The following is a 25,515-nucleotide window of genomic DNA, read 5'->3' on the forward strand; positions in this document are numbered from 1 at the left end:
TTAGTCAAAAAATTATTAATATTTTTTAATAATCACCCACCGAATTGCTCTTTAATAATTCTATCTTCCAGCGTATGGTTTTTATTAAAGAGCAGTTTGATAGGCTTATCCTTAGTAGATTTAACGGTAACCCGTGTGATATTATTAAACTCCTGAAAGTCGGCAGTGGCATTTATCGGTCGTTTGGTTGTATTAAATATTTCAAATTTAATCGTAGCAGATGAAAGTAGTAAAGCACCATGCCATCTACGCGGTCTAAACGAGCAGATAGGGGTTAGGCATAGCATATTTGATTCAAGCGGTAAAATAGGACCACCGGCGGATAAATTATAAGCACTACTTCCGGCAGGTGTTGCAACTAAAGCTCCGTCTGCTACTAATTCGCTCATTCTCTCTATCCCGTTTACGTCTATTCTAAATTTAGCAGCTTGATTAGTTTTACGAAATATCGATACTTCGTTAATAGCAAGTGCCGTATATATTTGACCGCTCGTATCTTCGGCATGCATAAGAAGAGGATTTAAGATAGAAACCGTACTTTCATGTATATTTTGTAATAAATTCTTGGTATCTAAAGGATTCATTAAAAAGCCGAGGCTTCCTAAATTAACTCCATAAAAAGGGATATTAAGATGCATATAGCGGTGAATATTATGTAGTAATTCTCCATCGCCGCCTATTACAATAATTGCTTCTGCTTCCTCTATTTTACAATAATTATAGAGTTTTTTTATTTCCTCTATAGCTAGATGTTTGGAATTTTGGTTATAAATCAATGCTAGTTTATTTATATTCATTCTATGAATTTCTTTGTTTAATATATAGACGCTTAACTAATAATAAGTTATAAGAATAAAGTAATAAAATAAATATTAAGTTAAATTATGTCATCATTCAACATCAAAAATCATAAAAATGATCTGCTATTTGTACCGCTAGGAGGATCTAATGAAATAGGTATGAATCTTAATCTTTACCACTATAAAGGTAAATGGTTAATGATTGATTGCGGTAGTGGTTTTGCCGATGATTATTTACCCGGTGTTGATATGATAATTGCCGATAGCAGCTTTATCGAGAAATATAAAAAAGATATAGTAGGTCTGATTTTAACTCATGCTCACGAGGATCATTTAGGTGGAGTCCAATATTTATGGAATAGCCTTAAATGTCCTATTTATACTACTACTTTCACGTCAAATTTTTTAAAGATTCGTTTAAATGAATATGATTTTGCTAAAAATATAAAAATTCATGAAGTAAAACCCGGTAGTAAAATAAATCTAGATCCTTTTTCCTTAGAGATGGTGCCACTGACTCACTCGGCTCCTGAAATGCAAGCAATTATGATCCGTACGGATGCGGGTAATATTTTACATACGGGAGATTGGAAATTTGATAACGATCCGATACTTGGGAAAAAAGCCGATGAGGAGCTTCTAAAATCTTATGGAGATGAAGGGGTGCTTGCCCTTGTTTGTGATTCAACTAACGTATTTAATAAAGGAAGCTCAGGTTCTGAAGGTGATGTTAGAAAAAGTTTAGTAGATATTATAGCCGGCTGTCCTCAAATAGTGGTAGTTTCAACCTTTGCCTCTAATTTAGCACGGCTTGATACAATAATGCATGCTGCAGGGCTTGCGGGTAGAAAAGTAGTCTTAACCGGTAGAAGTTTACACCGTATGATGCTTGCTGCTCAAGAAAGCGGCTATTTTAAAGATATTGCTCCTCTCATTAGTGAGCGTGATGTTAGTAGATTTAGAAGAGAAGAATTATTAGTAATTGCTACCGGTTGTCAAGGCGAGCCTATGGCTGCAACTGCAAAATTGGCTAGTAATGCTCATCCGTCAATAAGGCTTGCTCCTAAGGATACAATGATTTTTTCTTCAAAAATTATTCCCGGCAATGAAAAGAAAATATTCAGGCTATTTAATATATTTGTTAAAGCTGGTATAGAAGTTATTACCGAGCGAGATCATTTTGTCCATGTATCAGGTCATCCATCGATTGATGAGCTGCAAAAAATGTACTCTCTTATTAGACCGAATATCTGTATTCCTGTCCATGGCGAGCCGGTACATATTCATGAACATGTTAAGCTTGCTAAGAAACATGGTATAAAACAGGCAATAGAGGTTGAAAACGGTAGCGTAGTATTGCTTGAGCCTAATAATGCGAAAGTAATGTCAAAGGTTGAAAGCGGTTATTTAGCTGTAGACGGTAATTATTTACTGCCCCTCGAATCTCCGATTTTCAAAGCTAGAAGACGTATGCGTGAATCGGGTATCGTGGTAGCATCAGTAGTAATTAATAAAAAAGGGCTGCTTGTTGCAAACCCAATGCTATCTATGCCTGGGCTGCTTGACCCAAAGGAGGATATGGCCTTAGTTAATCTCATTAAAAACGATATTAAAGAACTTGTTACCATTCAAAATAAACAGGCTAAAAAAGCACTGTCGGATGAACAAGTAATCGAAGCAATAAAAGGAACAATTAGGAAAACTTTAAAACAGGAAATTAATAAATCCCCTGTGATAATAGTAAATCTTGAAAAAGCTGTAGATTAGTGAAATTGTTATTGTGAGGAGGTATTGCCCGCATGGATACTGAGTCGTCATTGCGAGCGACTCAAAGGAGCGTGGCAATCTCATGAAATAATAAGAAACTCCTGAGATTGCTTCGTCAATTGCTATGCAATTTCCTTGCAATGACGATGAAACCAAGCCATGCAACAATGCATTCCCGCATATGCAGGAATGACATAAAACAGACCATGTTGGTACAACCTCCTTAGCACAAAATCAAACTCATATAAAACATATGAATAAATTTAAAAATGTTGCGGTTTACGGGGGAGGGAGTTTCGGTACTAGCCTTGCTTCCTTAGCAGCACAAAACTGTAATAACGTTACTTTATTTTTACGTGATGAGGAAATAGCAAAAGAAATTTTACATAACAAAACTAACGTAAAATATTTAGGGAATATTAAATTACCTGCTCATTTACAGGCTACTACAAACTTAGATATAATTAAGGATTTTGAACTAATTATGATTGCTGTGCCATCTTACGCTTTCGATGATTCAATAAAATTGTTAAAAACTCACGACATTTCTAAAGATAATATTCTTCTAATTGCAACAAAAGGTTTTGCCCGTAATCCTACTGAACTATTTTCTGATAGACTTAAAACCCTATTACCGCATAACTCTATAGTGTTTCTATCAGGTCCAAATCTAGCAAAAGAACTCGCTAAAAATTTACCAGCTTCAGCAAGTATTGCAAGTTTAGATATAGATATAGCAAATAAAATAGCCAATAATCTAGGTTCAAAAATTTTTACTACGAATGTGACAAGCGATATTGTGACATTACAGGTAGCAGGAGCATTGAAAAATATCTTTGCTATTAAAAGTGGAATTGATTTAGCAAGAGAGCAGGGCGAAAACGCAAGAGCAACGCTTATAGTATCTGCCTTAAAAGAAATTGCTACTTTATCGAAAGCTTTAGGCAGTACAGCGTCATCTCGATCACTTGATACAAGCGAATTTTTTGAGTGTATGCAAGAGGGGGGTAATATATTGTTAGAAGCGGGAGTAGTAGGCGATTTAATACTTACCTGTTACTCTTTAGGATCACGCAATGCAAAATTTGGTTATGAGTTTGGCATTAGTAGAGATAAAAAGAAATTTTTACAAGAATATAAAGAGTTGGTGGAGGGAAGAGAAGCATTAAAATTAGTTTTAGATTTGATGAAAAAATATAGTTTACACATGCCTATAATTTCCGAAGTAGCTACCTATATCATTCCTGCATGAGGCTTGTGCGTGGATACCCAAAATCGTCATTGCGAGCAGCCATAGGCTGCGTGGTAATCTCATGAAATAATAACAAACTTCTGAGATTGCTTCGTCAATTACTTCATAATTTCCTTGCAATGACAATTGATTGTAGCTACAACAATCTCTTCATCTGTTCCTGCTCTAGCTTTTCTTCTTTGTCTAATTTATTTAAAAATTCTTTATAGAAACCGTTCGTTATATATACAAGTTCCATTTCAGGATTTAATTCAGAAGATTCAAGTATGATTAAATATTCACCATCCTTGAAAGTAACCACTTTATCATTTTCTTCTTCTAAACTATATTTATCTTTTAAGATGCTATAAAACTCTTCAAATTTATTTTTATCTATAGTTAAAATAACGGCTTCTATTACATTAAAATCATTACATATCACTAAAGCTTTAGAGATAATTTTTTCTTTTGGTTCTATATAATAATTATATCCTTGCCAATAATTAGGGTCTTTATTGATGATTTTGTATTTTTTTGTTAGATCTATATTGGTAGTTTTATTTAATTCAAGACCAAGCGGCATAGGATTAGAATAGGTATTTAAACAAAAAAATATAATGAATAAGGATAATAGATTTTGCATAAATAATATGAAAATTTTATATTAAATTATACACCTTAAATAACATAAGATTTTTTAAATTTCAATTAAAAATTTATTTTTGTCCAATGAAATAAAAATCTTTATAAAATTTAGTGAAAAAAAATAAAACCTCATATATTATAGGTAATTATATCTTTAGCTCATTATATGATAATCTTTAGTATAGTTTTTTTTAAAACCGTTTCGGTATTATTAAGTGTAGTAATAGGATTTTTAGCAGGTAAATATTCAAATGTTGAAAGAGATAGTATCTCTTCGTTACTATTCTATTTTATATCGCCTATAGTATTTTTTACGATACCTGCTAGTACAACCTTAACACTTTCGGCATTAAGCGTTACAGTCGTAACATTTGTAATTGCAACACTCTTATCGCTCTTTTCTTATTATTTTTTTGGTAAATTTTGGCAGGATCATACACGTAATATTATAGCTTTATCTGCAGGTACGGCAAACGGTGGATATTTTATGTTGCCTATAGCGGCGGCACTTTTTGATGATTATACATTAAGTATTTACATGATGGCTGTTATAGGAGTTAATATTTATGAATGTTCCGTCGGCTTTTATATTTGTATGCGAAGTTTTGCTAATACCACCGATAGTATATTAAAAGTAGTAAAATTACCGATTTTAAATGCTTTTTTCTTGGGATGTTTGTTTAGTTTTTGTGGTTTTACTTTACCGGATTTTTTAGATGATTTTATATATAATATGAAAGGTTCTTTTTCAATACTCGGTATGGTAATGGTGGGTCTTGCTCTTTCTTCTCTACAAAAATTTGAAGTCGATATAAAATTTACTCTTGCTACTTTTGCTGCTAAATTTTTATTCTATCCTTTGGGAGTAGGGTTATTTATCATGTTTGATCATTTTATAACAAAATGGTATAATAATGATTACTATAATGCCTTAAAACTACTTTCCACGGCACCGCTTGCAGCCAATACTATAGTTATAGCGAATTTACAGAAATTTTACCCTGAGAAAGTTGCAACTACCGTGTTTTTATCTTTGCTTTTTGTAGTTATATATATGCCGACAATGGTCAGTATATTTTTAAGTGACTTAAATTAATAACATGATGACAATGATTTTTTTAAAACTTATTCTAAATTGGTATTAATAGGTTCATATGAAAATTAATTCAATAAAAATTGGTCCCTATATTAATTTATTACCTCTTCAATATATACCGAAACATAAAATTTCTTATGTGGAATTCGGTGATCCTAAAAATAAAAATATAATAGTATGTGCTCACGGCTTAACTGGAAATGCTCATGATTTTGATAAAATGGCTAAAGAGTTGAGTAAAAATTATAGAGTAATTTCAATAAACTATCCTGGTCGCAGTGATAGCGAAAATTTTAAAAAAGCTAATCATTATAATTATACTACCTATATTAAAGATACGTTATTCTTTTTTAAAAGACTAAATATTAAAAAACCTATTTGGCTCGGTACTTCAATGGGCGGTGTTATAGGTATGGTACTTGCCAGTAAATATAAAAATATTTTTAAGGCCTTAATATTAAATGATATAGGGGCATTTATTGATGCTGCTCCTTTAATTAAAATTGGAGGTTATGCTAAACAAACGGTGCTCTTAGATGATTTGGCTAGTGCAAAAGAACATTTAAAACTTATTTATGCACAAATCGGTATTAAAGATGAAGAAGATTGGGATTATTTAATAAAATATAGCGTAATTTCTACATTTGGCGGAAAATATAAAATGAATTATGATCCTGCTATAATAAAAGGAATGAAAAATGCTAGTAACCAGGAAGATGTTAAACTATGGTCCGTATGGAATAAAATAAAATGTAGAATATTAGTAATTCATGGGATGAAATCTCAAATTTTAACAAAATCTACTATTAAAAAGATGAAAGAAACAAAAACTTTTGATCTTTATGAAATAAAATATGCTGGTCATGCTCCTTCTCTAATGAACCCTGAAGAAATTAACTATGTTAAATCTTGGTTAGAGAAGAACTCTTAATGTCGTTTCTGCGTGGATACCAAATCGTCATTGCGAGGAAATTGCATAGCAATTGACGAAGCAATCTCAGGAGTTTGTTATTATTTCATGAGATTGCCACGCAGCCTATGGCTGCTCGCAATGACGATTTGGTATCCATGCAGGCAGTGACGGCTTGGATATCCGCACAATAATGTAAAGTTAAATTAATAAATAATAATTATGAAAATTACTACTAAAGTACTAATAATAGGTTCAGGTCCTGCGGGTCTAAGTGCCGCTATTTATACGGCTAGAGCCGCTCTAAAACCAATATTAATTAATGGTATGCAGCCAGGTGGGCAGCTTACGATTACCACCGATGTTGAGAATTATCCCGGATTTGCGGAAACGGTGCAAGGACCTTGGCTTATGGAGCAGATGTCTATGCAGGCTAAAAATGTCGGTACAGAAATTATTAGTGATTACGTGGAAAAAGTGGATTTATCAAAGAGACCTTTTAAAATATTTACCGGAGCTGGAAATGAGTATGAAGCAGAAAGTATAATCATTTGTACCGGTGCAGAAGCAAAATGGCTTGGTATAGCTTCAGAGCAGGAATTTCGTGGTTTTGGTGTTTCAGCATGTGCTACTTGTGATGGTTTCTTTTTTAAGAATCAAGAAATAGTTGTAGTAGGGGGAGGAAACAGTGCAGTAGAAGAAGCTTTATACTTAACCAATCATGCTAGCAAAGTTACTATAGTGCATAGAAGAGATAGTTTTAGAGCTGAGAAAATATTGCAAGATCGATTATTTAAAAATCCTAAAATATCGGTAATTTGGGATCATATAGTAGATGAGATTGTAGGTAGCAATAAACCAAAATCCGTTACCGGAGTTAAGATTCAAAATGTCCACACCAAAGAGATTAGTTTAGTGAATTGTAACGGTGTATTTATAGCTATCGGGCATGCACCGAATACGGGGCTATTTACCGGACAAATTGCAATGGATGATGATAATTATATTATCATGAAGTCAGGCACGACTAGAACTAGTGTAGAAGGTGTTTTTGCTGCTGGTGACGTTCAGGATAAAATTTATAGACAAGCAGTAACTGCTGCAGGTAGTGGCTGTATGGCGGCTCTTGAGGCTGAAAAATTTTTGAATAAATAATAAATTTCCTAAAAAAAGAAACAGGCGTACAAGAATTTATTAATTTTTTAATAAATTCTTGTATTGAAAATTATAGCAATATAATCTTTCTTTCTAATTTTATAAAATAGAGAGGAATTATGCCTATACAACACTTAACTTCAGAGAAAACATGGGAAATTTTTTTAAAAGCTATAGGAGCAGAGATAGGAGTTACAAAGGTAACTTATAATAAAGTCATTTTTAAAACAACTTTTAAAGACTTAGAACATTTTTATACATTATTAGCATCCCCTGATGAATTAAAGAAGAATGTGATACATGCTTTATTTTAAAGATAATAAGGAGAATATAGTAGAATCTGAACTATACAATGCGGATACTTCAGATATAGAAATAGGAGAGTTATTTTATAAGCTAGTAGATGGTGACCTTATAACAGAGTATGGTTTGTCTAAAATTTTAGAAATAACAAGATTAGAAGCTGAATTTAATAAAGAATTATTAACTGCTGAGATTTAATTCTCTTGTGGAAATCCAATAAAACATAAAATGGATGAATCCAAACTTTAGACATTATAAGCCGTTACAAGTGATGAAAATAAATTATCAAAAATTTTAACAGGCGAAGCAACACCGGCTACGGGTTATACCTATCCACCTACTGAATTTTCTAAATTAATATCCCAAATTATTTCTCATAAAGAAAATAATAGCTTAACTTTTACTCTAAATAACAGTGCAGCAATACAATCCGTTCAAGCTTATAAAGTTGACGGTAAACCACCTATTATCGCTTCTAATTTGGAAGGCGGATTTATCCTAGATAAGCAATATTTATTAAAATATTTATTTCCGATATTTAACGGTTTTGTCTGGTAGGAAGACGGTAAATTTCCTATTATGTTTTCTTCTAAAGACCAGAATATCTAAATACTAATAATAATCATGAATTACTTTATTAATAGATATTAGCGGTAGTATGAAATATACTTTTAGTGATTATAAAAGTAATATACAAAAGATACTAGCTAAATTAGTTGAGATCCCTAATTGGAAAATTAATATAGTTTCATTTAATGATCAATCTAGCATGGAATCTTTTTCTGATAAGGAAAATTCTATTGAAGATATTAAGAAATATGTAGAAATGTTAAATGCTGATGGATATACAAGATTATATGGTACCGTAAGATGCTTTAGAATTATTGAAAGAAAAAATAGATATACATTCTACTATTATAGTATTTACTGATGGAAAGAACTAAGGAACTGACTGTAATATAACACAACAAGAGGTTATAGATTCTGCAATCGCTGTAATACACAATCCTCAATTTAAGGAGGATTTACTCATATCAGTTTAAGAGATCCTAATGGTATGAAACAGCTTGAACAATATATTGACAATATTGAGCAAAAGGTGGTTATTTGGAAAATATTAGGAGAACAATTAAATTTGATAACACGAGTACAAGAAGGTGATGTTTTTATTGGAGATAAAGTAGATACCGATAAAGAAATTACATTTTCTAAAGACGATCAACGATTCACGATTGGAATAGAGGAGTCTGATACAGATATTGTCGGCGTGGTAAGAAGTTGTTACGATGAAGCAGCGTAAGTAATATTATTTTTTTAAAACTAAGCTTTATTATATGATTCTAAAATTATGATAAACTCACTAATGTCATTCTTATAGAGTATTGTTGCGTGGTTCGGTTTCACCATTGTCACCCCGTGGCTTGACCACGGGATGACATCGAGTGCGTTTCTCGATCCACGCAGGAATGACGTTCGTAGCATAACAAATAAAGGATCATTAATACTATTGGGGGATATACGAACTTACTTAAAAACATTACGGGAAAGAATTATATAAACGGTAAATTTGTAGAGTTCAGGAAGCAAATATCCGTTATTAATCCTTCGATCTTAAAAGAAATTGCTACAGTTCCGAATTTGGGATTATCTGAGATTAATTCAGCGATTAATAATACGGTGACTACTTTTTCTTCATGGTCACAAAGTTCATTTGAAGAGAGAATAGTGATTCTTAGAAGATGGTATAATTTAGTAATCGAAAATATTGATGAGTTAAGTCATATATTAACGCTAGAGCAGGGTAAAGTACTTGCTGAATCAAAAAAAGAAATTCTATATGGAGCCTCTTTTATTGATTGGTATACATATGCTATACATAATATTCATTCGACTATCAAACCCGGTAATAGTAAAACTCATAAAATTATTACGCAATATGAGCCTGTAGGACCGTCTGCTGCTATAACTCCTTGGAATTTTCCAAATACAATGATTACTCACAAAGTAGTACCTGCAATAGCTGTGGGTTGCAGCGTTATATTAAAACCGTCAAGTCTTACGCCTCTATCAGCTTTAGTACTTGCAAAGTTTGCAAGCGAAGCCGGCTTGCCCGCCGGAGTATTTAACGTAATTACAGGTAGTTCAGATATTATAGGTAAGGCTTTTTATGAAGATTTTAGGCTTCGGAAATTATCATTTACCAGTTCTACGAATGTCGGTAAAATTCTATATAAAGCTTCTGCAAATACCGTAAAGTGTTTATCTTTGGAACTTAGCAACAATGCTCCTTTCATTATAACTGCAGATAATAGACATCTTCCCAAACCATCTTATAGAGAAGAATTTAAAGGAGACACGGAATGCAGAACCGCAGCGTATAAAGAAGTACGTGAGGATCGAAAAGTACCGGATCGACGTATAAATTACCTCTAAAAGCGAAGTTTGGGAAGATGTCTAATGATTTGGAAAAAGTAGCAAATGATTTAGTAATCGCTAAAACTAGAAATAGCGGGCTCTTGTACTTCACCTAATAGGATATTTATAGAAGAATCTATATATGAATATGAAAAATTTATAGCAATTCTAAAGACTAAGTTTACTAAACTTAAAGCCGGTGACGGATTTGATAAGACCTCAGATATAGGTCCATTAATTAATCACGCTGCTATAGAAAAAATACAAAAGCTACTCGCTGATGCATAAAATAAAGGAGCTAAATTAATTTGCGGCGGTAAAGCTGTTGATAATCTTATTGAGCCTACTATTATTATTGACTGTTTGGATAATATGGATATCTTTAGAACAGAAATATTCGGTCCGGTGGTTGCGTGCTATAAATTCCAAGAGCTAGAAGAAGTAATAGAACGTACAAATAATACCGAATACGGCTTGCAAGGATATGTAATATTCAAATATAATATATCCGATAATATATCCGTGGCACAAATGATAGCGTCTAAGCTTGATTTTAGTATGGTATCGATTAACAACCCGTTACCTGCAAATGCAAAAGCACCTTTTGCAGGACGTAAAGCTTCAGGTTTTGGAGTTGAAGGCTCATTTGAAGGGATATTTGAATATCTAAATACGAAATATATAAATTTACAGAATTAAGAATGTTATTCCTAGCTGAAGGCAGTGTTGCCTGCATGGATACCAAATCGTCATTGCGAGCGACTAAAAGGAGCATGGCAATCTCAGGATTTTTGTACGAGATTGCTTCGTCAAAATTTTCAATTTTTCCTCGCAATGACGATGAAATCGATCTACGCACGGAATTACATCAAAATATAAGAGGTACATGCATAGTAATCTTCCTAAAATCTCAATAGTTCTACCGGTTTATAATAGAGAGAAGCTATTACCTTTTGCTATTGAGAGCTGCCTTAATCAAAGCTTTAAAGACTTTGAGCTTATTATTATTGATGATTACTCAAAAGATAATAGCGTTATAGTAGCTAGGAAATATGCAGAGCAGGATTCACGTATTAAGGTAATAGTAAATGAGACTAATAAAAGATTACCAGCAAGTCTTAATATTGCTTTTAAAGAGGCTAAGGGGGAGTATTTTACTTGGACTTCCGATGATAACCTTTTCCATGAAAATGCTTTAGAAGAAATGGTTAGAGTGCTTGATAATTCGCCGGATATAGGGCTTGTCTATACCGATTATACCTTGATCGATGACCAGGGTAAAGTAGGAGCAAGGCTTTATCAAGAACCGCCTGAATTTTTACCCATTAGAGATTGTGTCGGAACATGTTTTCTATATAGAGCAGAGTATGCAAAGCAAGTAGGCGGATATAATGAAAATATGCAGTTAGTTGATGATTATGAATATTGGCTAAGGTTTGGACTTATTACGAAATTTGCTCATATACCTCAGTCTTTATATTTCTACCGAGTGCATGATCAAAGCTTAACAATAGAGCGTAAAGTAGAAGCAAAACAGGCAAAAAGAGCTTTAAAAGAATTATTTAAAGATAAATATATTATTCCAGATCGAGTTAAACCTATAAATGATTTATATAATTGGTTTATTGAAGATAGAAATTTAATCTCTTATTTTAGGTTATTTAAAATAATTATTTGTAGTCCGATAATTACTATTTCTTATATTATTAAAAATCTGAGAAGAATTAGGTGATATTTTAGAACAGTGTCACCTAGTTCTTGATCACGGGGTCTAGTCTTTTTAAATTTTTTTATGGATACCATGGACAAGCCACGGTATGACAGGTGCAATGCAAAATCAAGATTTCATACATACATTAAATCCGCAACAGCAAAAAGCAGTTCTTCACACTGAAGGACCGCTTTTATTGCTTGCAGGTGCAGGGACAGGTAAAACGAAAGTATTAACCTCAAGAATAGCTAATATTATTCACCAAAATTTAGCCTCACCTCAAAATATTCTAGCCGTTACTTTTACTAATAAAGCTGCTAAAGAAATGGCTGAAAGAGTTAATAGTCTAATTAATTGCTATGGTCTTAATATAGGCACTTTCCACTCAATGGCAGCTAGGATATTACGTGACCAGATTGAGCATTTAAATCTTGGTTTAAATAATAGATTTACTATTATTAGTCATGATGATCAATTAAAACTAGTTAAAGATATAGTAAAGCTAAAAGATATCGATACTAAAAAATATGCTCCTAAATTAATACATATCATAATTTCGAGATGGAAAGATCAAGGATTATTACCAAGTAAACTATCAGCATCAGATACTAATTTACCGCTGCAGAGGATGGCAAAACTTGTATACGAAGAATATCAGAAAAATTTACTTATTTCTAATGTTTTAGATTTTGGAGATTTGCTACTTTATAATAATGAGCTTTTTATTAAAAATCCCGAAATACTAAGATATTACCAAGAAAAATATCGATATATTTTAATCGATGAATATCAAGACACTAACGTTGTCCAGTATTTATGGGTAAGAATGCTCGCAAGTTTATATAAAAATATCTGCTGTGTAGGGGATGATGATCAATCTATCTATGGTTGGCGAGGAGCGGAAGTTGGTAATATATTACGCTTTGAAAAAGATTTTGCAGGTGCAACGATTATTAAATTAGAGCAGAATTATAGATCAACTTTGCCGATACTTGCTGCTGCTTCCAATGTTATCAATAATAATAAAAACCGTCACGGTAAAACGTTATGGACGGATAGGGAAAGCGGTGAAAAGATAAAAATTATCTCTTGTTGGAGTGATAAAGAAGAAGCAAGATATATAGCCGGCGAAATAGATAAGTTAGTGAGAGAAGACAGATATAATGCCGGCAATATTGCAATATTAGTACGAGCCGGATTTCAAACAAGAAGTTTTGAGGAAGCGTTTATAAATAGTGCTATGCCTTATAAAATTATAGGCGGTTTGCGGTTCTATGAACGTATGGAAATAAGAGACGTACTTGCTTATATCCGTATATCTTTGAATCAAAATGACAATCTAGCACTTGAGCGTATTATAAATGTGCCGAAAAGGGCAATAGGTGCAGCTAGCTTAAATAAAATTAGAGTCTATGCACTTGAGCGAAATATTTCTAATTTCGCAGCCATTAAAGAAATGCTAGAAATAGGTGAAATTAAAGCAAAATCATATGATTCTCTAAAAGATGTGGTTACTAAAATTGATAATTGGCATGACAGATTTAGTATAGATGCTCCGATAAAAATTGTTAAAGCAATACTTGATGATTCCGGTTATCTTGAAATGCTTCAAGAAGAAAAAACCGAAGCAGCATTCGGTAGAATCGAAAATATTAACGAAATGCTTAGAGCTATTGCCGAATTTAACGATATTCACGATTTTATCGAACATTCAAGCTTAGTTATGGAAAACGAAGTGCTTGAAACCAATTACGGTGGCTCTGTTACTATAATGACCCTGCACGCTGCTAAAGGGCTAGAGTTTGATGTAGTATTCTTACCGGGATGGGAAGAGGGGGTATTTCCGTCTCAAAGATCTCTAGACGAAGATGGCGAAAAAGGCTTAGAAGAAGAACGCCGCATTGCTTATGTCGGCATTACGAGAGCCAAAAAAGACCTTTACATTACCCATGCGGAAAGTCGAAAAATATTTTATGAAATAGTCCGCTCTTACCCTTCAAGATTCATAACCGAAATCCCTGATGAAATTACGATTAGAACCTCTTCTATGAAAAAATACACTTCCTTTTACAAATTTTAATTAATTTTCATTCATAAATTTTAAATTGGTTTGCATTCTTTAACTAATTATTATCTAATTTAATTAATAATAATTAATAGAGGAAATGATATGCCAAATGCCAACGAAATAATGTCTGGTCTAACTTCAGTAATTAGTGCAGTAGATACATATAGTAGCAGAATAATTGAAAGCAATCCTGTAAATAAAATTTTAACAAGTTATGATGCATTCCTTGGAGCAGTAGCACAAGGAAAAGATGGAATCAGAAATTACTTACCTTCAGAGGAAATTGATTCATTAACAGATAATATTAATAAACAACTAGAAAAATGTATAAAATTGGAAAGATCGCCCTTAAAACAAGCTAAAATGAGATTTGCAGCTGCAAATTTAGAAGCTTCTTTAAAAGGTTTTGAGCTACCTTTAGAAAAGAATACGGCATTTGATAATTTGTCTTATGCCGGGTTAGAGGAAAAAGAAGTTTTAGAGAAAGCCATACCCGCAGTAAAAGAAGCTATAATTAAATTAAACGGTGAACATGTTTCTAGAGAAGAATATGCTCAAGCAGTTATCAATGAAACTTTGAATAATTTAAAAAAAGATCCAGAAATTTCTGCTGAATCACTTAAAAAATATGAGAACTTTATTACCCAAGGTGATAAAAGTAAGAATCTTGTTAAGAGAGAATTTCAGCCGGCAATAATTCCAGAAAAAACTGATCAACTTGTGGAAGAGGCTATTAAAGCTGCTAATAAAGCTAAAGAAGCAATGAATAAAAATACGATAGAAGCAGAATAAGTAACTATAAAGAATCCATATTCAGCTATAGATAATAAATTAAATCCTAATAATGGTAAGTTTGCAAATGATAATTTAAAAATTAAAATTGAAAAGGATTTTGCTCCATTACTTGAGAGCAACAACCCAGCACTTGCTAACGGTACCAAAACAGCATTAGCAAAATTAGATCCTAAATATTTAGCAGAAGCAAGAGAAACTATAGCACAAGAATTACAAAAAGCAGCCAAACTTAAGATATGGCAAAGAATAGTAAAAGTTTTTACTGGTACGGATTATGCACAAAAAAATATGGATAAAGCACTAACTAGCTTAAAAGAAGAAAGTAATAAATTTACAAATTTTCAAGGAAATATAAGACCAGAGCAGGATAAAGGAACCAATATTGTAAAGCAAAATCAAATAGTAACCCAAAGCTATAAAGCTCCTACACTAATTCCATCTCAATCTCACGCTGAGAGAGTTAATAAAAGTAGAAAGAGTGAGCAAGGACAAGGGCGTGATAGGTAGTGATTGATAGGATAATAAGTTGCAAATTATAAAATTGAAATATTTAATATATCAAATATTTCAATAATTAGTAATCTCTTCTATGAAAAAATACAATTCCTCTTATAAGTTTTAATTAATTAACAGAGTAAGTAATTATGTCGAAAGAACATTTAGAAGGCAATATTCTTAGTCCAGAAGTGCAGAATTGATTCGTAGATCAAAAAACGATTTAAAGAAGAGACAAGAAGAGATAGTAGAAGAGTTAGTCAAGATAGGGGAAGCAAGCGAGAACAAAAAAATAGATATAAAGGATCCTAGAGTAAAAGATGCTATTACGAGTTTGATAAATGCTGAACCTGATAAGAATGAAGAACCAGCAATGGGTGCAAAGCCAGTCTTAAGTATAAATTCCACTATACAAAATATCCAAGAAAATATTTCCAAATTTGTTAAAAAAACCCGAACCTGCAGACTACTTTAAGGAGCTACAAGAAGAAATGAGTGATTTACCTAAAAAAGTAGAAATGCAGTATTCTACTCAAGAAGGTATTGATGTTGCTGTAACAAAATTTAGAAATACCTTCTAGTTTAGTAACACCAATGTTAAGGGATCCAACATTACTAGCACCATTGAGTAATGCTATTATGGAAAATGCTATAGAATGTTTTTGCAATAAACCACAACGCGTAATAAATGATAAGAAATTGAAATCAAAAGAAAATATTGATAAATTTACTAAATTAGTAAATCAAGGTATGCAAAGTTTTGCTGTGATTCAAGAAAATTTAAGTCCAAATATTAGTATAGAAGAAAATAAAAAAGTTGCATCAGCGTTATTACCGGCAATAAGTAAACTACCGCCTGAAAAAATGACAGAGCAAGGTAGAGAAATTATCAAGAATTTTGCCCCATTACTTGAGAGCAAGCACCCTGCACTTGTTAATGGTGCTAAAAAAGTATTATCAGAGCTAGATCCTGGATATTTAGCGGAACACGGAAGAGGAGAAGATATAGCATTAGAATTATAAAGAGTAGCCAAACCTAAGCTATGGGAAAGAATTAGTAGCAGTTGTTACCGGTACGGATTATGCTCAACAAAATATAGATAAAGCATTCGCTAACTTTAAAGAAAGTAATAGTCTACATATAAAAATGAAAAATTTGCCAAAAGAACTACTAAAAGAGCAAGAAGCAAAACAACAGCAAGATAAAGGCATCAATATTATAATAGAAAGAAAAGAGCAAAATAAAACAATACCCAAGGCTATAATAAGTCCTCTATATCAACTCCTACCGGCTCATCTTTTGCCGAATCTGTTAAAAAAAGTAGAGAGAGTGGGCAACAGTCAGGGCATAGTTAAGTAGTGATTTATATGATAATATAGTTGCGAATTTTTAAGAAATTTGATAATTTGGTTCATTATATCAAATAACTTAATAATGAGTATTATATGGCAGAGATTATAACTAATAGAGATAATGCTATTGAAAAAATTAAAAAAAATGATGAAGTAATTGAGATATCAGCTGCAGTAAAAAGAAAAATAGTTGATATAAAAAACGTAGATAGTAGATTAGATACTTTGAATAAAAATATTGTTACTCTCGATCCTATTCAACAATATTTACAATCTGAAGAATATATTACTAGTACACTTGAAGTTCTTGCCAGTAAAATTATTAGTGAAGTTGTAGAAAATAAAGATGTACAAAAATTAGTAGATAACCTGCATATCAATTTAGGACAAGATACAAAACTAATACCTAGTGCAGCAGATAAGCTAAAGTTTGATGTCGCAAGGGCTGAAGCAGCACTTAAGGGTTTTATACTTCCTCTAAATAAAGGAGGACCTTTTGATGAATTATCATTTATGGGTGTGGAAAATGAAGAAGAAATCTTTGCCAATCCTATAAGAGCAACTAAAGAAGCATTAATAGCCGTAAGCGGAAAGGCTATACCTAAAGAGCAATATGCACAGGCTGTAAAAGATAAAGCTATAGAAATTTTAAAACAAGATCCTAAAAACACTCTGGAAAAACTTGAGAAATATGAAAAATTTATTATTCAAGGAGATAAAAATCAGAAATTTGATGAAGATAGTAAGCGGTTTATCCCAAGAGTAAATCAACTATCTCAAGCGGAATTTAAGGAATTACAAAAGGCAGCCACTAATACGGTGCAGCAAATTAGTAATAGATTAGAAAAAAATAATAAAATTAGTAAGCAATTAGAACAAACTATTATACTTACTAACTCATCAGGCATAAAGAATCCTGAAGTAATAATAAGGGAATTAAATAAGTTAGATTCTACTTATCTAACTGAAAATAGTACTAAAATAGCCACTGAATTAAAAGATATTAATGATAGAGGTACTTCTTTATGGGAAAAATTTAAGCAGATATTTACAGGTAGAAATTATTTGGAAGAAAGATTAGGAAAAGTTATAGATAAATATATTACTCTAAGTGATGGATATGTAGTGAAGACAATTAATGATAAAATCTTTTCAAACGCTTTAACAAATCCTAAAATTGCTGAAGGTCTAACAAAATTTTTGAATGAAAATAAAGATAAGGCAGCAACTAATCCTGAATTTAAAAATTTAATTCCTGTTACGGGTGAGCCTATTATAGTTCAACCGCAACAAGTTAATAATTTTAATTTAGCAGAATTAAGAAAAATCAATCCAATAGCATTTGATAAAACCATATTTGAAGATTTAATAAAACTAAGAAGTTCTAATATAAAATCTCCGCAAACTACTCCTATTGCTTCTACTAAAAATCAAGAAGTAGTAAGAAGAAGGGGTTAAAGTTTAATATTAGACTTTTGATAAAATTTCCGTCATTGTGAGGAAATTACGGCTTTGTTGCATGGCTCGAAAAACGTACTTAATATCATTCCTGCGAAAGCAGGAACCTAGATTTTTTATTGTCATCCCGTGGCTTGAGTACGGGATCTTGTATTATAAGTTGAGTCCTAAGATACCGCAATCAAGTTGTGGTATGACATTAAAGGTTACTAGATTCCTGCTTTCGCAGGAATGACATCAGAACCTAAAGATTTAGGTGAGATGCTTAAATACTCCTCTTTCCATAGCTCGTTATAAAGAATAGGGTCGATATTACCGCCTGAGATTAGTACTAGTAACTTTTGAGGTTGGGATTGCATTTTTAAAAAATTTATTACTGAAACCATATTTATACTGCTTGACGGCTCGCATATTACTTTAAGTAAATGAGTAAGCCACGCCGTCCAGTAATATATTTCATATTCATCTGCTAAATAAAAATGATCTAGCTTTTTTAAATACTCAAATGTACGAGCCGATACGTTCAAGGTTTTAAGACCGTCCGCAATAGTATTCGGAGCATAGTTAAATCTATATATTTTATTATCTTTAACCGATAAATAAGCATCATTAGCCGTAAGCGGTTCTGAACCTATTAACAAACTTGTCGGTGATATTAATTCCTTGGCAAGATATGATCCGGAAATTAAACCGCCGCCGCCGCAAGATGCAAAAATAGCATTAGGACTAAAGCCTAGCTGCTGTAATGCTTCATAGCATAACGTGCCTGCTCCTGCTATTATAGAATCGCTATCGGAAGGATGTATATAGTAAAATCCTTGCTTTTCATCTTCTTTTGCTCTTTCTTCCGCTTCTTGTCGAGTATCTGTATATATAACTTTACCGCCGTAATAAAGAGCTGCTTGCTGTTTTACTTTTGAAGTATTTAACGGTAAATAAATTCTTGTTTTAATACCGAATAATTTACTTGCATAAGCAAGACCGATTCCATGGTTACCAGTGCTATAACCGACTATTTTATCAGGCAATTTGCCTTGCTCTTTTAATTCTAATAAATGATTTAACACTCCTCTAACTTTAAATGCACCGGTTTTTTGTAATGATTCAACTTTAAAAAAAATCTCATGACCGAGCATCTCATTTAAGCTTTCAGAGTGAACGATCGGAGTTAAATGTAGATATTGTTTTATTCTATTATGTGCAGTAGCTACATTTTGAGAGGATTGTAGTAATAAATTCATAAATATAATTAATAAAGATGGCTTGAAATAGCATTTATACTATATTATATAGTTAATAATTAGAAATTTTAAAAGGTTTTAATTGATGAATAAAAAATCCCTGCCGCTTATGGCATTACGAGATATGGTAGTGTTCCCAGGAGTCATTGCTCCTATTTTTGTGGGTAGGCAAAAATCGCTGCAAGCACTCTCTCATACTACCATTTCTGAGGAAGATAATAGTAAATATATTTTAGTAACTTTACAGAAAAAATTTGATCAAGAAAACCCTAGTAAACACGCACTTTATAACACAGCTATACTTGCCAAGATTATCCAAATAGTGAAGCTGCCTAATAATACAGCAAAAATCTTAATAGAAGCAGTAGCAAGAGTAAAGCTAAGCAATATCAAAGGCGAAGAAGCTTTTGAAGCAAATTACGAAATTATTCCGGATGAAGAAATATTTGACGTGAATAATATGCGTTCATTAGTGGATAATGCAGTACAACTATTTAGTAAATATGCGATTAATGATAAGAAAGTTAATGCGGAAATTATTGAAACCATCAATAAAGAAATAAGTAATAGCACTAATTTCATAAATATTATAAATATATTAGCTTCACATCTGATAACTTCACTTGAGGCAAAGCAACATTTATTAGAAGAGACCAGTCCTTTTAAGCGTATCACTACGGTTATTAGTATGCTTACTTCCAATATAGTAAATTCAGAAACCGAGCAAGCATTGCAGCAAAGAGTAAGAAAGCAAATCGAAAAAACACAGCGTGATTATTATCTGCACGAACAAATGAAAGCTATTCAAAAGGAGCTTGATGAAGATAAATCGGAACTTGCCGATATTGAGAAAAAAATTAAAAGTTTAAAATTATCAAAAGAAGCAAAAGAAAAAGCTGAGTCTGAACTTAAGAAACTCCGTGCCATGAACCAAATGTCGGCAGAGTCGGGAGTAACGCGTAACTATCTTGAGACATTGCTTAGCCTGCCTTGGGGTAAATATGATAATAGCAAAATAGATATTAATCAAGCCGAGAAAATTTTAAATCGTGATCATTTTGGACTCGAAAAAGTTAAAGAACGAATTATAGAATATTTGGCGGTATTACAGCGTTCAAGTAAAATTAGAGGACCTATATTATGTTTAATCGGTCCGCCAGGGGTCGGTAAAACTTCGCTTGTAAAATCTATTGCCGAAGGAATGGGTAGAAAATACACTAAATTTGCTCTCGGTGGTGTTAGAGACGAAGCAGAAGTCAGAGGGCATAGAAAAACTTACCTTGGATCAATGCCCGGTAAAATTTTAGGTCAACTTAAGAAAGTTAAGACTAGTAACCCTGTAATGCTGCTTGATGAAATCGATAAAATGAGTTCTGATTTTAGAGGTGATCCGGCATCCGCTTTGCTTGAGGTATTAGACCATGAGCAGAATAGTCACTTTGTTGATCATTATCTAGAGGTAGAATATGATCTATCCAATGTAATATTTATTGCTACTGCTAACTCTCATGATTTACCTAGAGCTTTAAGTGATAGAATGGAAAAAATATATATTTCCGGTTATGTAGAAGAGGAAAAATTACAAATCGCCAAAAATTATTTAGTGCCGAAACAATTTAAAATGCATAAAATCAAAAAAGATGAAATTACTATATCCGAGACGGCAATTTTGGATTTAATTAGATATTATACCAAGGAATCAGGCGTAAGAGCTTTAGAACGTGAAATAGGGGCATTAACTAGAAAAGCATTAAAGCAAATTTTAGCAGATAAAAGTGTTAAGCATATTGCCATAGATAGTAATAATCTTGAAGAATTTTTAGGGGCTAAAAAATATAATTTTGGGCTTGCCGAGAAAGAAGATCAAATAGGGAGTACTACAGGACTTGCTTATACTGCAGTAGGAGGAGAGCTTTTAACTATAGAGGCTTTAGCATTTCCAGGGAAAGGTAAAATAAAAACCACCGGAAAACTCGGTGATGTTATGAAAGAATCGGCAATGGCTGCCTATAGTTGTTTTAGAAGCAGAGCAACAAATTTTGGATTAAAATATGATAATTATAAAGATTTTGATATTCACATTCACGTACCGGCCGGAGCTATTCCAAAGGATGGACCGTCTGCCGGCTGTGCTTTGTTTACTACTATTGTTTCGTTGATGACTAAAATACCCGTACACCACACTATAGCAATGACCGGTGAAATTACTTTAAGAGGAAATGTTTTACCTATCGGTGGTCTTAAAGAGAAGTTAATTGCTGCGAGTAGGGGAGGGATTAAAACCGTATTAATTCCTGAGGAGAATGTTAAAGACTTAAAAGATATATCGCCGAATATAAAAGAAAGTTTAGAAATTATATCCGTGTCAAATATCGACCAAGTACTGAAACACGCTTTGGTAGAAACGCCGATAAATAAATAGAGATTTGTTAATAGTCAAAATATCATATATTAAATTAATGCAAGCTATAGTAATGTAATTCTTTTTGACTTTTCAATCAAAAATGCGATTTTCCTTGCTTAATTTGTACTAGTTAGGAGTTGATCTGACAGTATTGAGTAATCAGGCAGCTTGATAAGTTAAGGTCAAGTTGTCTGATATTGTCTCTATATTATCAATATTTTTATTAATTGCAATATAAAGAGAATCTTTAAAAGTTTGCATTGGCGTTTTACCGTAACAATGTTTACCTGAATGAGTTCTTTCATTATTATAACCTACAAGCCAGTTATCTATATCAGTTTGTAGCTCTTCTAATGTAGAATAAAACTTTTTGCGGAATAAAATGTGATAACATTCTTCTTGCATAGTTGTGTGGAATCGTTCACATATCCCATTAGTTTGAGGACTATAGGCTTTAGTTTTAGAATGATCTATATTTTCAATACCAAGATATAACTGATAAGCATGATGCTCAGGCTTGCCACAATACTCCGTTCCTCTATCTGTTAATATCCGAACCAGAGGAATATTATAGCTTTCAAAAAATGGTATAACCCTATCGTTAAGATGGTCTGCACTCGTTATAGCTGTTTTTTCTGTATAAAGTTTACAAATAGCAATAGAATAAGTATCAACGAAAGTTTGCTGATAAATACGTCCTATACCTTTTATATTCCCTACATAATAGGTATCTTGAGAACCAAGATAACCGGGATGTAAACTCTCAATCTCACCGCTTGCTTCACGTTTGTTTTTTACTTTTTCAAGAGCTGTTAACTGTATATCATTTAGAATAATACCGTCGCTTGCTACCTTATTTTCTAAAGCTTTTAAGCGTTTCTTAAAATTTTCTAAATCATGACGAAGCCAAACTGATCTTACGCCTCCTCCTGAAATAATTATTCCTTTCTTGCGTAGCTCATTAGCTGTACGTTCTTGACCATAAGCGGGATATTCAACTGTAATATTAACTATAGCATCTTCAACACTTGCTGGTACTCGGTTCTTTAAACAAGGCTTTCTTCTGCTCATCTCATATAGCGCTTCTTCTCCACCTTGTTCATGAAGCTCTTTATAGCGGTAAAATGTATCTCGGCTATAACCCATTACTTTACATGCTTGCGATACGTTACCTAGTTGTTCTGCTAGTTGTAATAAACCAATTCTTGGCTTTATTATTTTTTGTTGGTATATTGTCATCTGACAGTCTCCTTTTTTTAGAGGTTGTTAAATTTTTGCCGGGTACGAGTATATCTTTTTTTTCGTACCCAACAACTTCTTACTGTCAGATCAACTCCTAACTAGTACAATTTAAAGTGAATCTATAATAACCCCATTATCCACAATTTGCGTTCTAACTGATGGGTTGTGTTCCCTTGATCTTAATATTAGAGAACCTTAAACCAGTATAGAACTAGACCTGATTAGGGTTTTTGTTAAGCCCTGTTATGCCTTAATATCGGCTTAATTAGCCATAGGCAGGAGGGTAGGGCAAATTGCCCATCTCCTAATTTAATTAATTGATCCTATATCATACCCTACGCTCAGTAAGCCGGCTAATACAATAAGATCGCCGTCATCATTATTAAATTGCTTCGTGGATTAAATCAGAGCTTAGTTTACTATCTACGGCAACTTGTAGTAATTTCGGATGATTCAAAAGCGGTTTATCATAAATTATTTCCTTTGCTATAAACGTAATTACATTAGTGGATTCATTTATTTCTTGAAGTATTATTGTATCAATTCCTTTAGTGATTTTACCGTCTATAAGTTTTTCCATACAGCCTGTTATTTGTTCTATACTAACATGATTTTCTAAAGTTTGTACTTTACTTGATATTTCATTTATTTGTATTTGTATCACTACACTATCTTTAATATTAGTTGTTTCTAATTTCGTAATTATTTTTTTTACTGCTTCGTTGAATATACTTAACTTCTGTATACGTATATTTTCCTCTATTTGAGTTTGTTTTTCTGCTATTTCGTTAACTTCATCTTCTACATCTACAACAGTTCCTTCAATAATTTCGTTTCCTATAAGTTTTTATACTTTGAGTTATATTTATTATGTCGTTTTTATCTGTTAGCTTCTGCACTTTATCGGCTATTCTATATAAAGCATATTCTATTACTGACTTGTCTGTTTCCTCAATATTAGTACTATTTTGTATGTTAAAAATTATCTTGCTTATTATTTGGTAAATATCTTCCTCCTCTTCACTATAATTTGAGTTGCTTGGATATTTATCTCTGTATCTTAACCTTATTTTTATTTATTGCTATAATTGATTGTTTAGATTTTAGAGTTTATTGTTTCTTTTCCATAGTTGCTTTATTAGTCACGTCATTTATTTTAAAAGTGATTAGCTCACATATTTTTTTAACCTTTGTTATTAGCATAAATTAATGCACTATACCCATCGTTATCAATAACGCTTATAGTTTTTTTATTCATTTTAGAAATTAACTGTTCACATATCTTTTTCCATCCATTATAAGCAGACCAAATTAAAGCTATATCATCATTATTATTTATGTGATTAATAGCTTGATCAGATATCCTAAAAATAAGTATTTCATAAACACTTTTTAACCCTTTCCATGCAGCATAAGTTAATGCCGTTTCTCCATTATTATTATTAATAATACTAATAGTCTGATTAGACATTTTAAGTATAAGTAACTCACAAATCTTTCCTAAACCTTTATAAGCACAGCTAAAGTTAAGGCTGTATTGCCGTTATAATCAATTTTACTAAGCACATAACCATTTAGCTCCCTAACTAAATTTTCTGCTTCTTTTTCCTTACTTTTTTTATTGCTGAAATTAATTGATTATATTTTAACTCTTCAAGGTCTTGCTGTTCAATAGTTGTATTTAAGGTTGCTTCAACTATGTCGTAATTATCAAGATAAAGGGGAAGTTAAAGATATATTAGATTTACGAGCTTCAGCAAGGCTCCTTGCGCCTTGATCGCCTATGTTGTTATCATCAAGATGAAGAGAAGTTAAAGATGTATTTACTTTAAGAGCTTCAGCGATTTCCCCCGCCCCACCACCATCTATGTTCACAGAAGTAAGACTTAGGATAATTAACCAGCTTTTCTCTAGGAATTCTATTAATTTTTCATGCGATGTTTTTGTTGCTGCTACTTTTTGTGAGGATTGAAACTGTCTTTTATACATAGATATATCCTTATTAAATTCTATAAATTTTAATATTTTTTTAAAAAATGAGCTATAGATAGAATCATAGTAAGGAGTTTTAAGAATGCAATAGATATTTAATTAACAGTATGAATAAATGAGTTGAGATTATTTTAAGAAGTATACAAAGTTAGTTTTTTTATAATTTTGTTTTAATTTATTTAAAATTCGGTATTTAAAAGAGATTTAATACAAAAATTAAAACAAAAGGAATATAAAGGAGCATATGGATTTTTTAGAAAACGAAGGGAAACCCTGAAAGGGCTTGGCGAGAGTGACGGGACTCGAACCCGCGACCTTCTGCGTGACAGGCAGACGCTCTAACCAACTGAGCTACACCCCCTTATATACTCTTCTGCTTTTAAGAATTGCTCTTTCATTTTATCAAGGATGCACATCCTCACCTACTAAGTATA

General features: G+C 32.3%; 25 protein-coding genes, 1 tRNA gene and 1 pseudogene. 19 read left to right on the forward strand and 8 right to left on the reverse strand.

The annotated features are described in order from the left end of the window. Positions 1-32: 32 nt before the first annotated feature. On the reverse strand, positions 33-797 hold the full coding sequence (locus tag AB1146_RS06345) for an NAD kinase (RefSeq protein ID WP_010423126.1): 765 nt from the start codon (positions 795-797) through the stop codon (positions 33-35). A gap of 87 nt (positions 798-884) precedes the next feature. On the opposite strand from AB1146_RS06345, the gene AB1146_RS06350 reads away from it, so the two are divergent. Next, complete coding sequence (locus tag AB1146_RS06350; RefSeq protein WP_010423124.1) at positions 885-2,567, forward strand: ribonuclease J; 1,683 nt, start codon at positions 885-887, stop codon at positions 2,565-2,567. 253 nt (positions 2,568-2,820) lie between these two features. Beyond that, positions 2,821-3,819, forward strand: coding sequence for an NAD(P)H-dependent glycerol-3-phosphate dehydrogenase (locus AB1146_RS06355; protein ID WP_010423122.1), 999 nt, complete (start codon positions 2,821-2,823; stop codon positions 3,817-3,819). A 136-nt stretch (positions 3,820-3,955) separates the two neighbouring features. Here AB1146_RS06355 and AB1146_RS06360 read toward each other — a convergent pair whose 3' ends face one another. Beyond that, positions 3,956-4,441 (reverse strand): hypothetical protein, encoded by a 486-nt coding sequence (locus AB1146_RS06360; protein ID WP_010423121.1) that lies wholly within the window; start codon positions 4,439-4,441, stop codon positions 3,956-3,958. Positions 4,442-4,609: 168 nt separating this feature from the next. On the opposite strand from AB1146_RS06360, the gene AB1146_RS06365 reads away from it, so the two are divergent. The 16 genes and pseudogenes from AB1146_RS06365 (at position 4,610) to AB1146_RS06445 (ending at position 18,202) form a co-directional block, all read left to right on the forward strand. Beyond that, a complete protein-coding gene (locus AB1146_RS06365; RefSeq protein ID WP_010423118.1) occupies positions 4,610-5,539 on the forward strand; it encodes an AEC family transporter in 930 nt (309 codons plus the stop codon). 58 nt (positions 5,540-5,597) lie between these two features. Next, positions 5,598-6,470, forward strand: a complete 873-nt coding sequence (locus AB1146_RS06370; RefSeq protein ID WP_010423117.1) for an alpha/beta fold hydrolase — start codon at positions 5,598-5,600, stop codon at positions 6,468-6,470. A 201-nt stretch (positions 6,471-6,671) separates the two neighbouring features. After that, complete coding sequence (trxB, locus tag AB1146_RS06375; RefSeq protein WP_010423115.1) at positions 6,672-7,604, forward strand: thioredoxin-disulfide reductase; 933 nt, start codon at positions 6,672-6,674, stop codon at positions 7,602-7,604. Positions 7,605-7,723: 119 nt separating this feature from the next. After that, entirely contained in the window at positions 7,724-7,918 is a 195-nt protein-coding gene (locus AB1146_RS06380) for a hypothetical protein (RefSeq protein WP_010423113.1), read from the forward strand. After that, entirely contained in the window at positions 7,905-8,105 is a 201-nt protein-coding gene (locus AB1146_RS06385) for a hypothetical protein (RefSeq protein WP_010423111.1), read from the forward strand. Before AB1146_RS06380 ends, AB1146_RS06385 begins: the two co-directional genes overlap by 14 nt. A 460-nt stretch (positions 8,106-8,565) precedes the next feature. Further along, positions 8,566-8,838, forward strand: coding sequence for a hypothetical protein (locus AB1146_RS06390; RefSeq protein ID WP_029374800.1), 273 nt, complete (start codon positions 8,566-8,568; stop codon positions 8,836-8,838). 126 nt (positions 8,839-8,964) lie between these two features. Next, the gene (locus tag AB1146_RS06395) at positions 8,965-9,207 is read left to right on the forward strand and encodes a hypothetical protein (protein ID WP_029374799.1); all 243 of its coding nucleotides are present in this window, start codon (positions 8,965-8,967) and stop codon (positions 9,205-9,207) included. A 236-nt stretch (positions 9,208-9,443) separates the two neighbouring features. Continuing rightward, positions 9,444-11,021 (forward strand): annotated as a pseudogene (locus tag AB1146_RS06400) (aldehyde dehydrogenase family protein); the annotation flags it as partial. Between the two features lie 187 nt (positions 11,022-11,208). Then, the gene (locus tag AB1146_RS06405) at positions 11,209-12,054 is read left to right on the forward strand and encodes a glycosyltransferase (protein WP_010423108.1); all 846 of its coding nucleotides are present in this window, start codon (positions 11,209-11,211) and stop codon (positions 12,052-12,054) included. An 85-nt stretch (positions 12,055-12,139) separates the two neighbouring features. Beyond that, the gene (gene pcrA, locus AB1146_RS06415; RefSeq protein ID WP_410526278.1) at positions 12,140-14,113 is read left to right on the forward strand and encodes a DNA helicase PcrA; all 1,974 of its coding nucleotides are present in this window, start codon (positions 12,140-12,142) and stop codon (positions 14,111-14,113) included. A 90-nt stretch (positions 14,114-14,203) separates the two neighbouring features. Further along, a complete protein-coding gene (locus AB1146_RS06420) occupies positions 14,204-14,893 on the forward strand; it encodes a hypothetical protein (protein WP_010423105.1) in 690 nt (229 codons plus the stop codon). 291 nt (positions 14,894-15,184) lie between these two features. Continuing rightward, positions 15,185-15,403 carry a hypothetical protein gene (locus AB1146_RS06425; RefSeq protein WP_010423104.1) on the forward strand — a complete coding sequence of 73 codons (219 nt, stop codon included), beginning with the start codon at positions 15,185-15,187 and terminating at the stop codon, positions 15,401-15,403. 187 nt (positions 15,404-15,590) lie between these two features. Then, entirely contained in the window at positions 15,591-15,866 is a 276-nt protein-coding gene (locus AB1146_RS06430) for a hypothetical protein (protein ID WP_010423102.1), read from the forward strand. 119 nt (positions 15,867-15,985) lie between these two features. Further along, positions 15,986-16,414, forward strand: a complete 429-nt coding sequence (locus tag AB1146_RS06435; RefSeq protein ID WP_010423101.1) for a hypothetical protein — start codon at positions 15,986-15,988, stop codon at positions 16,412-16,414. Between the two features lie 124 nt (positions 16,415-16,538). Continuing rightward, positions 16,539-16,751 (forward strand): hypothetical protein, encoded by a 213-nt coding sequence (locus AB1146_RS06440; protein ID WP_010423099.1) that lies wholly within the window; start codon positions 16,539-16,541, stop codon positions 16,749-16,751. 86 nt (positions 16,752-16,837) lie between these two features. Then, positions 16,838-18,202, forward strand: a complete 1,365-nt coding sequence (locus tag AB1146_RS06445; RefSeq protein ID WP_010423098.1) for a hypothetical protein — start codon at positions 16,838-16,840, stop codon at positions 18,200-18,202. A 209-nt stretch (positions 18,203-18,411) separates the two neighbouring features. Here the strand turns inward: AB1146_RS06445 and AB1146_RS06450 are convergent, their stop codons facing one another. Further along, on the reverse strand, positions 18,412-19,443 hold the full coding sequence (locus AB1146_RS06450; RefSeq protein WP_010423094.1) for a serine/threonine dehydratase: 1,032 nt from the start codon (positions 19,441-19,443) through the stop codon (positions 18,412-18,414). A gap of 85 nt (positions 19,444-19,528) precedes the next feature. Here AB1146_RS06450 and lon point away from each other — a divergent pair, with 85 nt between their 5' ends. Then, positions 19,529-21,865 (forward strand): endopeptidase La, encoded by a 2,337-nt coding sequence (gene lon, locus AB1146_RS06455; protein ID WP_010423093.1) that lies wholly within the window; start codon positions 19,529-19,531, stop codon positions 21,863-21,865. A gap of 141 nt (positions 21,866-22,006) precedes the next feature. Here the strand turns inward: lon and AB1146_RS06460 are convergent, their stop codons facing one another. The 5 genes from AB1146_RS06460 to AB1146_RS06480 all read right to left on the reverse strand — a co-directional run bounded on the left by AB1146_RS06460 (position 22,007) and on the right by AB1146_RS06480 (position 25,442). Continuing rightward, complete coding sequence (locus AB1146_RS06460) at positions 22,007-23,086, reverse strand: IS481 family transposase (protein ID WP_010420735.1); 1,080 nt, start codon at positions 23,084-23,086, stop codon at positions 22,007-22,009. A gap of 385 nt (positions 23,087-23,471) precedes the next feature. Beyond that, a complete protein-coding gene (locus AB1146_RS06465; RefSeq protein ID WP_010423091.1) occupies positions 23,472-23,753 on the reverse strand; it encodes a hypothetical protein in 282 nt (93 codons plus the stop codon). A 519-nt stretch (positions 23,754-24,272) separates the two neighbouring features. Further along, positions 24,273-24,560, reverse strand: a complete 288-nt coding sequence (locus AB1146_RS06470; RefSeq protein ID WP_010423090.1) for an ankyrin repeat domain-containing protein — start codon at positions 24,558-24,560, stop codon at positions 24,273-24,275. 239 nt (positions 24,561-24,799) lie between these two features. After that, positions 24,800-25,078: a ribonuclease inhibitor gene (locus tag AB1146_RS06475; RefSeq protein WP_010423088.1), complete on the reverse strand. Its 279-nt coding sequence runs from the start codon at positions 25,076-25,078 to the stop codon at positions 24,800-24,802. Between the two features lie 287 nt (positions 25,079-25,365). Beyond that, a tRNA-Asp gene (locus tag AB1146_RS06480) sits at positions 25,366-25,442 on the reverse strand. Between the last annotated feature and the right edge of the window lie 73 nt (positions 25,443-25,515).

Source organism: Rickettsia helvetica, assembly GCF_963970025.1.
GTDB classification, from domain to species: domain Bacteria; phylum Pseudomonadota; class Alphaproteobacteria; order Rickettsiales; family Rickettsiaceae; genus Rickettsia; species Rickettsia helvetica.

Bases quoted from the DNA above. Each gene is read 5' to 3' on its own strand.
- AB1146_RS06345 (WP_010423126.1), bottom strand. From the start codon at position 797: ATGAATATAAATAAACTAGCATTGATTTATAACCAAAATTCCAAACAT.
- AB1146_RS06350 (WP_010423124.1), top strand. From the start codon at position 885: ATGTCATCATTCAACATCAAAAATCATAAAAATGATCTGCTATTTGTA.
- AB1146_RS06355 (WP_010423122.1), top strand. From the start codon at position 2,821: ATGAATAAATTTAAAAATGTTGCGGTTTACGGGGGAGGGAGTTTCGGT.
- AB1146_RS06360 (WP_010423121.1), bottom strand. From the start codon at position 4,441: ATGCAAAATCTATTATCCTTATTCATTATATTTTTTTGTTTAAATACC.
- AB1146_RS06365 (WP_010423118.1), top strand. From the start codon at position 4,610: ATGATAATCTTTAGTATAGTTTTTTTTAAAACCGTTTCGGTATTATTA.
- AB1146_RS06370 (WP_010423117.1), top strand. From the start codon at position 5,598: ATGAAAATTAATTCAATAAAAATTGGTCCCTATATTAATTTATTACCT.
- trxB (WP_010423115.1), top strand. From the start codon at position 6,672: ATGAAAATTACTACTAAAGTACTAATAATAGGTTCAGGTCCTGCGGGT.
- AB1146_RS06380 (WP_010423113.1), top strand. From the start codon at position 7,724: ATGCCTATACAACACTTAACTTCAGAGAAAACATGGGAAATTTTTTTA.
- AB1146_RS06385 (WP_010423111.1), top strand. From the start codon at position 7,905: ATGCTTTATTTTAAAGATAATAAGGAGAATATAGTAGAATCTGAACTA.
- AB1146_RS06390 (WP_029374800.1), top strand. From the start codon at position 8,566: ATGAAATATACTTTTAGTGATTATAAAAGTAATATACAAAAGATACTA.
- AB1146_RS06395 (WP_029374799.1), top strand. From the start codon at position 8,965: ATGAAACAGCTTGAACAATATATTGACAATATTGAGCAAAAGGTGGTT.
- AB1146_RS06405 (WP_010423108.1), top strand. From the start codon at position 11,209: ATGCATAGTAATCTTCCTAAAATCTCAATAGTTCTACCGGTTTATAAT.
- pcrA (WP_410526278.1), top strand. From the start codon at position 12,140: ATGACAGGTGCAATGCAAAATCAAGATTTCATACATACATTAAATCCG.
- AB1146_RS06420 (WP_010423105.1), top strand. From the start codon at position 14,204: ATGCCAAATGCCAACGAAATAATGTCTGGTCTAACTTCAGTAATTAGT.
- AB1146_RS06425 (WP_010423104.1), top strand. From the start codon at position 15,185: ATGGATAAAGCACTAACTAGCTTAAAAGAAGAAAGTAATAAATTTACA.
- AB1146_RS06435 (WP_010423101.1), top strand. From the start codon at position 15,986: ATGTTAAGGGATCCAACATTACTAGCACCATTGAGTAATGCTATTATG.
- AB1146_RS06440 (WP_010423099.1), top strand. From the start codon at position 16,539: ATGAAAAATTTGCCAAAAGAACTACTAAAAGAGCAAGAAGCAAAACAA.
- AB1146_RS06445 (WP_010423098.1), top strand. From the start codon at position 16,838: ATGGCAGAGATTATAACTAATAGAGATAATGCTATTGAAAAAATTAAA.
- AB1146_RS06450 (WP_010423094.1), bottom strand. From the start codon at position 19,443: ATGAATTTATTACTACAATCCTCTCAAAATGTAGCTACTGCACATAAT.
- lon (WP_010423093.1), top strand. From the start codon at position 19,529: ATGAATAAAAAATCCCTGCCGCTTATGGCATTACGAGATATGGTAGTG.
- AB1146_RS06460 (WP_010420735.1), bottom strand. From the start codon at position 23,086: ATGACAATATACCAACAAAAAATAATAAAGCCAAGAATTGGTTTATTA.
- AB1146_RS06470 (WP_010423090.1), bottom strand. From the start codon at position 24,560: ATGTCTAATCAGACTATTAGTATTATTAATAATAATAATGGAGAAACG.
- AB1146_RS06475 (WP_010423088.1), bottom strand. From the start codon at position 25,078: ATGTATAAAAGACAGTTTCAATCCTCACAAAAAGTAGCAGCAACAAAA.